The following is a 12,311-nucleotide window of genomic DNA, read 5'->3' as shown; positions in this document are numbered from 1 at the left end:
GCTTGGTTTTCGTTCAGCACCATTTTATTACTAGCAAAAACAAGATGAATCCAGCCCCTTCGATCAGTGAGACGACTCTAGGCCGGCCTTTAGAAGGCTGGCGTCTACGCCTCTACACGATTATTTTTGAGGCCGACACTAAAGCTGGACGTGCTTTCGACATCGCGCTGATCTTAGCGATTTTGTTAAGCGTCTTATTTGTGATGCTGGGTAGTGTAGCAACTATCAATGCCAAGTATTCCTCGCTATTTAGCTGGGTAGAGATTGGATTTACTGCGCTGTTTACGATCGAGTACGTGGCCAGATTAATTTGTGTGCGCCATCCTCTACGATACGCTTTGAGCTTCTTCGGTATTGTCGACTTGTTAGCGATGCTACCTAGTTACTTGGCGCTGTTTTTCCCCGAAGTGTATGTGCTGGTGGATATTCGCGTCTTGCGCTTATTGCGAATATTTCGCATCTTTAAACTAACCGCCTACCTCGCCGAATTTGCCACTTTAGGATCTGCTTTGCGTAGCAGTGCTCGCAAAATTATGGTGTTTTTATCCGTCGTGTTGATGGTCGTGGTCGTGATGGGAACAGTGATGTACGCGGTCGAGGGCGAAAAGAACGGCTTTACTAGTATTCCAACGGGTATTTATTGGGCAATCACCACCATGACCACCGTAGGTTTTGGTGACATAACACCAAAGACTGACCTCGGGCGCTTGATCGCTTCGACCATGATGCTGATGGGCTGGGGTGTACTTGCCGTACCAACTGGGATTGTAACCGCCGAAATGACCGCTCAACGCCGTGAAACGAGACAGACATTGACGTCAACCACACGCACTTGCCATGAATGTTTAAGCGAGGGGCATCAAGCCGATGCGAATTTTTGTCAACATTGTGGTGCGCCACTGACGCCATATCAGCATTAGCTTAGTAAGCGACTGTTGATTTGGTCCTTGAGAGGTCAAGGCGAATTCAGTCATGTGTAATGACAGAGCGACTGAAGTTATTTGGGTTGCTCTTTTTTGTTCTCATTGCTAGAGATTCTTTGACTTCTGATACAAGAATTCAGAGGCGGCTTTGTGATGAGACGCCGCCTTTATCGCAAAAAAACTGACTACCCAATCATATCCCGCTGCAAGCGACGTGGTACTTCCCAATCGAGTTCCCAGTCGCGCTTCTTTTCTAAGGCGTCGATGTGTTTGAGTTTTTTGTCTTCAATAAATTTGCCAGACAAAATCAATTTTGGCTTGGTCGGTGCGGAGACAAAACCGCGCACTTCCCATAAAGAGCGCTTGACAGTCGTGGCGGCCAAAATGCCGTAGTCCGCGCCACAAGTGATGCCTTTTTCTGCGACCACGGCTTCACCTGCTTTGATGTACTTCGCGGCGTAAACTGTGCCTTTGGTGGCGATCCAGCGACCACTGTGGATTTCACCTTGCAAACTGGTGATTTGACCAACGGCACGAATGGTTCCCCATGCGCTGATATCACCGTGGCTGTGAATCGAGCCTACGCTCAGATTGCCTTGGCAAATCACTTCACCAGCAAACAAGCCACCATTAACGGCGATATCGGTTTCGCTAAACACTTCACCCTTGACATTCACATCACCATCAACGGCGATAGCGATGGCGCTCAGATGACCGCCAACGTATTGCACTTCAGCCACGTCCAACACATCATCGAGCTGCAAATTGCCATGGCAATCGAGCACGTCACATGAGAGATAGCCGAGTACTTGGATGTCGCCATAGCCACCAAAGGTTTCATGGTGCGCATCGCGTTTCAGAATTGCTGGATGCACCAATTTATCCATATAGGCACTGCCATCTTTTGCTGGCTTGGCTTGGTCCAATTCTAGCAAGCGCGCCATCCATTCGGCATTACATCCGGTTTTTAACAAGAACTCGACCTCAATATCACCAGCGCAATCAAGTGCTTGACCAACATATAAAGATTGAACTTTGATATCGCCTGTCACCGTTAATTTACCGAGGCAAAAAACTTCTTCGGCTTCTAAATTACCATCGACTAACAAATCACCACCGATGATGACTTGATTGGTAATTTGTAAGTCGCCTTGGATATGGGCATCGCCCGTGCTGGCGAATTGTTTGCGTTTGAGTTTTTTCGCCAGGAAAGGCGCTGGTGCAGGAGTAGTCATTTTGGCTCTTAGTCTTGGTGAAAAATCAGGATGGTAAGGAATCTAGGCGTCCAGCTTCTGCTAGCTCGCGGATTAGTCGAATCGTATCAACATCAGCCTCTTCATAGGCAGAACGGCGATAGGCGTTGTACATCTCATTCTCGATATCTTGTTCAGCAGTATACCCATTGTCATACACAAAACGCACAAACAAAGTATTGGGTACTGGCTCTTCTATGCTCATACGTAAAGACGATTGCGGAATGTCTTGCTGCGAGGGCACATCATAATGCACATGCTGTTGATGTACAAACCTGACTTGATCAATGATGCGTAAGTCACCATAGCGTAAGCTGCGCTGCATGGAGAGCTCGGTGCGCTCGGTGATACTGCATTCATCGATATAATCGACGAATAATTTTGGTGATTCTGCGCGCAGAACTAAACCGCGCCACAGCTGTTCACGGGTAATGACGGGAATGCTTGGATTGGCTAAATCATTGATTTCAACCAGATGTTCAAATTTCATATTGAGTCCTTGTGATTTGGGTGAAGTTTACACCAGCTTTTAACCCAGATTTTCCATTCGGATTTGTGATGTGGACCGGTACACTTTTTGAGTCAGTTTTGTTGCGAACGAGGCGTCAATAGCGAGCTAAGGACATTCAAAAGCAATGCAGAGAAGCAAACATGACCAAAAAATGCGCCGTCAGCGTTTAAATAGTACCGCAGGTGCGCCTAGTGGGAAATCTGGGTGGAATTGGTATTCTTAAGTTGATTTTTCCGCCAAAGCTGCCCAAGCTAAATTTGCCCATCCAAATAAAAATGCCAATCCTCCTAGTGGCGTAATCGCACCGAGTACACGGATGCCGCTAGCTGCCAACAGATACAGACTGCCACTAAATAGGACGATACCAAGCAGCATGCTTATTGCACTCCAGCGTATCTTTTTCGCGTCCCAGCGAGGTAACAAATTTGCCAGCGCCAATAAAGCGAGACCATGCAACATTTGGTATTGCACAGCGGTCTGCCAGACGCTCAGCATCTCGGTACTGAGAAAATTCTTTAACGCGTGGGCTCCGAAAGCACCGGCAGCAATCGCGATCAATAGATTGATCGCCGCACAAGCGATCAGGTGGCGTTCGTTCATAGACATGACTTTCGCAAAAATTGCAGACGAAAAAAATGACCGGACGAGCCGGTCATTCTTCTTACACACTTACACTACACACACGGGAGCGATTTTAGCATGCTAATGATTATGCTGCAGATTTTGCTGAAATTTTACTCGTTTCAGACATCGCAAACTCTGCTATTAACTTTGCTTCTTTCTCTTTCGCTAATTTGAAATGACGCTCTTTGACGTGACCATAGCCGCGAATGTCCTCAGGGATACTTGCAATCGCCACAGCTTTTGATAAATTTCCAGCATTCAATTGTGGCAATAATTTGCTGATCAATTGCTTGTATTCGACAGGCAAAGCACGTTCCATGCGACGTTCTTCGGTATAGCCAAACACGTCCAGTGCCGTGCCGCGCAGAGATTTGAAGCTAGCTAACACACCAAAAGCCTTCATCATCCATGGTCCAAACTGCTGCTTGATCAACTCGCCTTTGTCATTACGCTTCGCCAATAATGGTGGAGCTAGATGGAAATTAATCGCGTAATCCCCTTCAAACATGTCAGCAATCTTTTGCTTAAATTTTCCATCGGTGTACAAGCGAGCGACTTCGTATTCGTCTTTATACGCCATGAGCTTGAACAAATACTTTGCGACCGCTTCAGTCAAACGCAAGCCTTTGCCATCCACTAATTTGCTTTCTGCTGCTTTGACTTGATTCACAAAATCGCTATAAATTTGTGCATAGGCAGTGTTTTGATAGTCGGTCAAGAATGCTACGCGTTTCGCAATCGTGTCTTCCAATGTCGGTGCACGTTTGAGTTCGATCACTTGTGCTGGCGTGGTTAAACGCTGTACTGCAGCTAAGTCATTTGCAGCGATACGTCCCCAATTGAAAGCTTGCTTGTTGAAGTCGATTTGCACGCCGTTTAATTCAATCGCGCGCATTAACGCTGCTTCAGTCAAAGGCACCCAAGCTTTTTGCCATGAGTAACCCAGCATAAACATATTCGCCGCGATACTGTCACCCATCAAAGCTGTGGCGATCGTGGTTGCATCGACCATATCAACACGGTCTTGACCGCAAGCTTTGCGAATTTCCGCTTCCGCTGAACCCGCTGGGAATTGCCAGTTAGGATTCTTAATAAACGTCGCCGTCGGGCTGCTGCTGGCGTTGATCGCACCTTGGGTACGACCTTCGCCCATACGAGAAACGGCGTCTTTACCAGCGGTCACAATCAAATCGCAACCGATGACAAGATCAGCCATGCCAGTACCAACACGTGTGGATTGGATGTCTTCGGCTTTGTCTGCTAAACGCACGTGCGACATCACCGCGCCACCTTTTTGCGCCAAACCTGTCATGTCCAACACGGAGCAGGATTTACCTTGCAAGTGCGCCGCCATCGCCATGATCTGACCAATCGTGATCACGCCTGTTCCACCTACGCCAGTCACGATCACGCCATACGGCGTTGCTGTGCTTGGCAAGACTGGTGCTGGCAAACTGCTGACATCAAATGCGCCACCCGCTTCGACTTTCGTCTTCGCTGGCTTCTTCAATTTACCGCCTTCTACCGTCACAAAACTTGGGCAGAAACCGTTCACACAGGAGTAATCCTTATTGCATGAAGATTGATTGATCTGACGTTTGCGTCCGAATTCAGTTTCTAAAGGCTCCACCGATAAGCAATTCGATTGCACACCACAATCACCACAGCCTTCGCAGACGGTTTCATTGATCACAGCACGTTTAGCTGGATCAGGGAAACCAGGCTTGCCGTCTTTGCCGATTTTTTTCCGGCGGCGACGCTTCTCAGAAGCACAGGTTTGGTCGTAAATCATCGCGGACACGCCTTTGCATTCACGCAATTCACGTTGTACTGCGTCGAGTTCACTACGATGGCGAATGGTCACGCCAGCTGCCCATGGATAATTCGCTGGATATTTTTCTGGCTCGTCAGTCACCACGATAATCGGTGATACACCTTCTGCCGCGATCTGACGTGAGATCATGCCTGGATCGAGTGGACCGTCAAATTCTTGCCCGCCAGTCATCGCGACCGCATCGTTAAACAAAATCTTGTAAGTGATATTCACATTGCCGGATACCGCTGCACGGATAGCCAGCAAGCCTGAGTGGTAATAGGTACCATCACCCAAGTTCGAGAACACATGCTTCTCGGTGGTGAACGGAGCTGCGCCAACCCAAGTCACGCCTTCACCGCCCATGTGCGTAAAGGTTGTGGATTCACGATCCATCCAAGTCACCATGTAGTGACAGCCAATACCGGCTAAAGCACGGCTGCCTTCTGGCACTTTAGTCGAGGTATTGTGTGGGCAACCTGAACAGAAATGCGGAATACGGTCTTTGTTCGCATCTGGTTTGGATACCGAATTCAATGCCGCTTCTTTCGCTTCTAGATATGCGACGCGTTCTTTGACTTGTTGTTCAACTGGATGACCAGCGAAGTAACGGCTGATACGTGAAGCGATCGCATGGGCGATTTGAGCAGGGCTGAGTTCGTAAGTCGCTGGCAATAACCATTCACCGTGACCGCTACCCTGAATATTCGTCCATTCGCCGGTGTCATCAAACTTACCAACTACGCGTGGACGTGCTGCTTCTTCCCAGTGATAGAGCTCTTCTTTCAATGCGTATTCCAGAATCTGACGCTTTTCTTCAACCACCAAGATTTCTTCCAAGCCTGTCGCAAATTCGCGTACGCCGTCGGATTCTAAAGGCCAAGTTAGACCGATTTTGTACAAGCGAATACCGATATCTTTGGCGACTTGTTCATCAATGCCCAAATCCGCTAAAGCTTGACGTGTGTCGAGGTAAGACTTACCAGCAGTGATAATACCGATTTTGGCGTTCGGACTATCCCAGATGATTTGATTCAGTTTGTTGGCACGGGCATAAGCTAAAGCTGCATACCATTTGTAATTATTCATGCGCGTTTCTTGCGCCAAAATCGGATCTGGGGTGCGGATATGCACGCCGTCTGCTGGCATTACGAAATCAGTAGGAATCACAGGTTTGACGCGATCTGGATCGATATCGACCACGCAACCAGATTCGACGATATCGGTCACGCATTTCATCGCCACCCACAAACCGGTGTAACGTGACATCGCGATTCCGTGCAAACCGTAGTCGAGATATTCTTGGACTGAAGACGGGTAAAGCACAGGAATACCGCAAGCTTTCAGAATATGTTCACTTTGATGCGCCGCCGTCGAGGATTTCGCTGCATGATCATCACCAGCAATTACCAATACACCACCGTGTGGCGATGTACCCGCTAAGTTTGCATGCTTAAACACGTCGCCGCAACGATCCACGCCTGGGCCTTTGCCATACCAGACACCGAACACGCCATCATATTTTGCACCAGGGAACAGATTCACTTGCTGTGTGCCCCACACCGACGTCGCGGCTAAGTCTTCATTCACGCCTGGGTGAAATTTGACGTGGTATTTGTCTAGGTGTTTTTTGGCTTTTGCTGCCGTCATATCGACCGCACCTAGTGGTGAACCGCGATAGCCAGTCAAGAAACCAGCGGTATTCAAACCGGCTTTTTCATCGGCTTGACGTTGCAACATCGTTAGGCGAATCAGGGCTTGGGTGCCGGTCATAAAAGCGCGACCGCGCTCTAAGGTGTACTTATCGTCTAGGGTAACTTTGGTATTGATCGATGCATCTGCATAGGTGTCTGCGACTGCAGATTGCTCGATCTTATTGGGTGAATTCATGCTGCCTCCGGAATTATTCTAATGTGGCTTGAATGTGCCTGTGCCCTGAAACGGATATTGCTAGCTTGTGGCTGCATCATACGCTCAAAGCCTAAAAGTGAACCAAAATGGGTCTAAATTACGAGGCTCGCACAGTAACACGCGACTCTTTGGCTCCCCATGCACAGTCACTACCAAAAAGACCAGTACAGTATGACTGACAATTTACTGAAGTGTACTGGTTGCGATGAATTAGCAACAAGCAATTTTTTTGTCGCGGAACCGCACATGTGAGCATATCCCCAACTAAAATCTGCGAGAATACTTAGGTGTGTTTCATAATGAGCCGATAGAAAGACATCATGACGAAATTTACTGGTAGTTCACTAATGACTGGAATCATGCACCCTTGTTTGCAAATGATGAGTAAGCTCAGTTTGCGGACAAAATTATTGGGAATGTTTGGCAGTGTTTTGTTAATTGGCCTGTTATTCGCCGTTGCCCTTCTGGCTAAACAAAATACCCAAATCAGGATTGCGCAAAATGAATTGGATGGCGTCGGCTTTGGTCAAATGAATACAGAGTTGGTGTACATACTGCAGCAAATGCGCATGTCTGCTAGGACTCAAACTAGCCCCACTACCATTCAAGGGGTCTTAAAAAAAGCGGTGCAAAACCGTACTGATGGCTTGCTTAAAGACGATCCATTTCAGCTCAGCGCCGATTGGAAGCCCCTTGCCGATGAATTGCTGAAGTTGGCAGAACAAAAAAAAATCACCCAACAAGACATCCCAAGTCTGCATGCAAGTTTGGAAAAACTATTTGCGTTCAATGCGCTTTTGAATGAAAAAAGTGGCTTGCTCTTTGATCCCGAGGCGAACACGTATCTATTAATGGATCTGGGTTTGCAAAAATTACCAGTATGGATTGATAGTTTATCTCGCCTCAGCTTTGCAAGCGCCGAGGCGTTTAGTGCGGCCAATACGAGTACTGCGACTGTCGCAGAAATGCAATCATTGCGGGATCGTTTGTTACTAGCCATGCGGAACAGCGATAGTGTGGCAGCCGCTCTATTGCGCGCCGATGTGGCCAAATTTCCAGTCCAACAAAGGGCATTGCAGGCTAGTGAGCAATTTGTGATGCAACTTCAAAAACACTATTTCAATGAATTACAAGCGGCACAGGCCGATGCCATTCAAAAAAGTGCTGAGCAAGCCCTAGCTCAGACTTATTTATTTGAAACCCAAACCCAATCGCTGCTCAAGCAGCTACTCCAAGAACGTGTTCAACAGTTGAATCGTCAAGCCTATATTGTGATTTTTTCTTTGTTGATTAGTATGCTGGTGGCCTTCTATTTATCCTTTGGTTTTTACCTCAATCTGGTTCAAGCCGTTGAAAGTTTAGAGCATGCTGCTGAGGTTGTGGCGGCAGGAGACTTGACCCATAGTATTCAAGTTCAGGGCAGCGATGAACTGGCGAAGACGGCGATCGCCATTGATAAAGCGAATTTCAATTTGTCAGCATTGGTTGCCAACGTCAGAACCAATGCCAGCATGGTGTTAGATCTTGGGAAAGAACTTTCCGAAGGTATCAATGACATGGCTGTCCGAACAGAGGTACAAGCGTCTAGTCTGGTTGATACGACCAAGAGTATGGAAACGCTCAGCGAAACCGTGCGGATGAACGCCGCGAATGCGAAATCGGTCGACAATCTGGCTTCGAACGTACGTCTGATCGCGGAGTCTAGTAACGACACGATGCGTGCGGCGGTACAAACTATGCAAGGCATACACACTAGTGCTATGAAAGTGCAAGAGATCGTGAGCATGATCGATAAGATTGCTTTTCAAACGGATATCTTGGCGTTAAATGCGGCGGTTGAAGCCTCGCATGCTGGCGAGCAAGGTAAGGGGTTTGCCGTGGTGGCGAGTGAGGTGAGAAATTTGGCACAACGTTCAGCCGATGCGGCACGTCAGATCCGTCGTCTGATTGATGATTCGGTGAATCGGGTTGAAACTGGTGTAGAGCAGATTTATGAGGTGAATGAAACCCTGTCGGACATTGTCGGCGGTATCCGAAATCTGGCGGAGGACATCAATGCGATTTCCACGGCTTCCAACGAACAAAGTCAAAGTTTGACACTTATTTCAGATGCGATCCGCGAACTTGACTCGATTACTAAGAGTAATAGCGAAATGGCAGAAAATGCAAAAGTAGCATCGACTGGACTGGAAGTGCGGGCGGCTCGTCTAACCGCGGTAGTGTCGGCATTCAAATTACGTCAAGGTAGTGCGGACGAGGCTCGAGCCTTGGTTAAAAGTGCGATGAGTTTGTTTAGTACTTATGGCATGGATTTGTTAGATCGCATTACCCAAGACCCTGAAAAACTATATGCTGACCGGGACATGTATGTGTTTGCCTTTGATCGTAACGGACAGTACCGCGCGTTTGCTGGCAATGCCGCCAAGCTCTCGGTCAATCTCTTCAATGTCCCTGGACTAGATGGACGTAAGTTGGTGGAAGATGCTTTTTCCTTACCCGATAAAGGCGGCTGGGTGGATTATGCAATCGAAAACCCGCTATTAAACCGAATTGAGGTAAAAACCTCTTATATAGAAAGAATCAGTGACGAGATTGTGCTTGGCTGCGGTGTGTATAAGTCGGCGTAGTGGGCTTATAATCTCGTTATGAAACTCAAATTTACCAAAATGCATGGCGCTGGCAATGACTTTATTGTGATTGACGCCATCAATCAACAGATTAACTTTTCCGAAACTCAGTGGCGCGCTTTGGCTGACCGTCGGTTCGGCATCGGTGCTGATCAGATTTTAGTCGTCGAAGCTGCACCCTCGGATGAGGTCGATTTCCGTTATCGTATCTTTAATGCGGATGGCGGTGAGGTCGAGCAATGTGGTAATGGTTCACGCGCCTTCGTTCGATTTGTGGTTGATAAAGGTTTGACGACCAAGTCCAGTATTCGCGTTTTGACGATGTCCGGTGTGATCAACCCTAGCATTGCTGAAGATGGCAGGATCACGGTGAATATGGGTGTTCCCAGTTTTGTACCGACTGATTCTAGCTTTGATGCACAAGGCTTAGCGACCCAAACGCAGGGTGCCGACACCGTATATTTGCTACCGCTTTCCGACCATGTTGCGACTATTTCTTGTGTCTCGATGGGAAATCCACATGCGGTACAAATTGTGAATGATGTCTTGCATCATCCTGTCGCCAGTGAAGGTCCTGCAATCGAAAGACATCCCTTATTTAATAAACGCGTCAACGCGGGCTTTATGCAAGTGCGTGATTTTCATCATGTACAGTTGCGGGTTTACGAACGCGGCGCTGGCGAGACTCTGGCCTGTGGCACCGGCGCTTGTGCAGCGGCGGTGGCAGGGATACGGCGTGGGGTTTTACAAAGTCCGGTTGAGGTCGCGATGCATGGCGGTGATTTACAAATTGCGTGGGCTGGTGAAGGCCAGCCAGTTTTCTTAAGTGGACCCGCGGTCGTCGTTTTTGAGGGTGAGATTGAGATTTGAGAATAAGAACCATAAATCAAATCGACACACCTTTATTCCAACACATCATCAATTGAGTTTAAGCACATGAATAGCAATGACATCGCTGAGTACCTGAGTCAACATCCGCATTTTTTTGAAGAGCATGCAGAACTATTGGCGCAAATTAAATTAACCAGCCCAGTGATGGGACGCACGATTTCGCTACAAGAACGGCAAATGGAAGTGGTTCGTGAAAAATTGAAAGTGATGGAATTGCGCTTGTCGGATTTAATGCGGATCGCGCAAGACAACGATGTAATTACGCATCGCTTTCAGCAGTGGACACGTGAGTTGCTGATGGCGCGCAATGATGTGGATTTGCCCTACATCTTGACGCGAAATTTACAAGAAATTTTCGACTTGCCTCACGCCACTTTGCGCCTGTGGGATGTTGCTCCTGATTTCACCCACACTTGGTTCGCCGCCCCAACGACCGAAGATGTACAGTTGTTCGCGAAAGGTTTGCGCACCCCATTTTGTGGCGCCAATAATGACTTTGAAGCTGCAGCATGGATAGAAGCCGCTCAGCCAGTGAAGTCAATTGCGATGTTGCCTTTGCGCTTGAGTCCGGAAGATCCTTGCTTTGGCTTGCTGGTATTAGGATCGCCTGATCCGGCAAGGTTTACCAAAGATATGGCGACAGATTTTTTATCCAAAATTGCTAATACCTCGAGCGCTGCATTACTTTGCATGATCGATGTTTAGTACGCCACCTGATCAGCGATCATGAGTCAGGAGCCGCCGAACGATTGGATACAAAGCTATCTTGATGTTCTGCGTCATCAACGGCAGTTATCTGAACATTCCATCAGTGCCTATAGTTTAGATTTGGCAGAGTTGCGTCACTTTGCCCAACAACGGCCTTTGGAAAGCCTAGGCTATTTCGATATCCGCAGGCTGACCTCACAACTACACGCCCAGCAACTCAATCCCCGCAGTATTGCGCGTAAGTTGTCGAGCTGGCGTGGCTTTTATCGTTGGCTAGCTGAACAAATAAGCATGCCAGCGAATCCAGTCGAAGGCATCAAAGCACCGAAAAAGACCAAGTCTTTGCCCAAGGCCCTGGGCGCCGATGACGCTGTTCATCTGGTTGCCCATCATGGCAGTGACGATGCCTCGCCTCTCGCTAATCGTGCGATGTTTGAGTTACTTTATTCTAGCGGTTTGCGGGTCTCAGAATTAGTGAGTCTGGATGTGCGTGATTACAGCGATGCGACTTATTCCAGCGCAGGTTGGGTCGACGCTGCGCAAGCGGAAGTCCATGTGACTGGCAAGGGAAATAAGCAACGCATCGTACCTGTTGGTAAGCCCGCTTTGGTCGCCTTGCAAGACTGGTTGGCGCTTCGCCCCACTCTGCTGAAGACGGAACAAAGGGCTCTGTTCCTGAACGAGCGAGGCAATCGCATGTCAGTCCGCTCCGTTCAATTACGTCTCAAAGCCCACGCGCAGGCGCTAGGGATTCCTGCTGACGTACATCCGCATGTTTTGCGCCATTCCTTTGCATCACATGTCCTGCAATCTTCTGGTGACTTACGAGCGGTACAGGAAATGTTGGGCCATAGTTCAATTGCTGCTACGCAGGTCTATACGGCATTAGATTTTCAGCATCTGTCGCAAGTGTATGACGCGACACATCCGCGCGCAAAAAAATAGTCACGGGCAATCTTGGGGGCGCCATTGAGGTGACATTTGTCATGTGAAATGGATGTCAATCTGCTCTACAAAAACACTACTCATCCCGGCACAATCTCTCCATTC

Annotated in this window: 9 protein-coding genes; 5 read left to right on the top strand and 4 right to left on the bottom strand. The window is 48.2% G+C overall.

Annotated features, from left to right (window positions below; translation table 11 throughout):
* Nucleotides 1–44: 44 nt before the first annotated feature.
* On the top strand, nucleotides 45–920 hold the full coding sequence (locus H8K52_RS13215) for an ion transporter (RefSeq protein ID WP_186923386.1): 876 nt from the start codon (nucleotides 45–47) through the stop codon (nucleotides 918–920).
* Nucleotides 921–1,108: 188 nt separating this feature from the next.
* Here the strand turns inward: H8K52_RS13215 and H8K52_RS13210 are convergent, their stop codons facing one another.
* The 4 genes from H8K52_RS13210 to H8K52_RS13195 all read right to left on the bottom strand — a co-directional run bounded on the left by H8K52_RS13210 (nucleotide 1,109) and on the right by H8K52_RS13195 (nucleotide 7,014).
* Nucleotides 1,109–2,158 carry a polymer-forming cytoskeletal protein gene (locus H8K52_RS13210; protein ID WP_186923385.1) on the bottom strand — a complete coding sequence of 350 codons (1,050 nt, stop codon included), beginning with the start codon at nucleotides 2,156–2,158 and terminating at the stop codon, nucleotides 1,109–1,111.
* Nucleotides 2,159–2,183: 25 nt separating this feature from the next.
* Entirely contained in the window at nucleotides 2,184–2,666 is a 483-nt protein-coding gene (locus H8K52_RS13205) for an SRPBCC family protein (protein WP_186923384.1), read from the bottom strand.
* Nucleotides 2,667–2,906: 240 nt separating this feature from the next.
* A complete protein-coding gene (locus tag H8K52_RS13200) occupies nucleotides 2,907–3,287 on the bottom strand; it encodes a DUF423 domain-containing protein (protein ID WP_186923383.1) in 381 nt (126 codons plus the stop codon).
* Nucleotides 3,288–3,396: 109 nt separating this feature from the next.
* Nucleotides 3,397–7,014 carry an indolepyruvate ferredoxin oxidoreductase family protein gene (locus H8K52_RS13195; protein ID WP_186923382.1) on the bottom strand — a complete coding sequence of 1,206 codons (3,618 nt, stop codon included), beginning with the start codon at nucleotides 7,012–7,014 and terminating at the stop codon, nucleotides 3,397–3,399.
* Nucleotides 7,015–7,355: 341 nt separating this feature from the next.
* Here H8K52_RS13195 and H8K52_RS13190 point away from each other — a divergent pair, with 341 nt between their 5' ends.
* From H8K52_RS13190 to xerC, 4 genes are all read left to right on the top strand, one after another.
* Nucleotides 7,356–9,662: a methyl-accepting chemotaxis protein gene (locus tag H8K52_RS13190; protein ID WP_186923381.1), complete on the top strand. Its 2,307-nt coding sequence runs from the start codon at nucleotides 7,356–7,358 to the stop codon at nucleotides 9,660–9,662.
* Nucleotides 9,663–9,680: 18 nt separating this feature from the next.
* Nucleotides 9,681–10,532: a diaminopimelate epimerase gene (gene dapF, locus H8K52_RS13185; protein ID WP_186923380.1), complete on the top strand. Its 852-nt coding sequence runs from the start codon at nucleotides 9,681–9,683 to the stop codon at nucleotides 10,530–10,532.
* A 66-nt stretch (nucleotides 10,533–10,598) separates the two neighbouring features.
* Nucleotides 10,599–11,258 carry a DUF484 family protein gene (locus H8K52_RS13180; RefSeq protein WP_186923379.1) on the top strand — a complete coding sequence of 220 codons (660 nt, stop codon included), beginning with the start codon at nucleotides 10,599–10,601 and terminating at the stop codon, nucleotides 11,256–11,258.
* A gap of 21 nt (nucleotides 11,259–11,279) precedes the next feature.
* Nucleotides 11,280–12,206, top strand: coding sequence for a tyrosine recombinase XerC (xerC, locus tag H8K52_RS13175; protein WP_186923378.1), 927 nt, complete (start codon nucleotides 11,280–11,282; stop codon nucleotides 12,204–12,206).
* Nucleotides 12,207–12,311 lie beyond the last annotated feature (105 nt).

Source organism: Affinundibacterium seohonense (assembly GCF_014284305.1).
Lineage (GTDB): Bacteria > Pseudomonadota > Gammaproteobacteria > Burkholderiales > Burkholderiaceae_D > Undibacterium > Undibacterium seohonense.
This window is presented reverse-complemented; position numbering and strand designations above follow the sequence as displayed.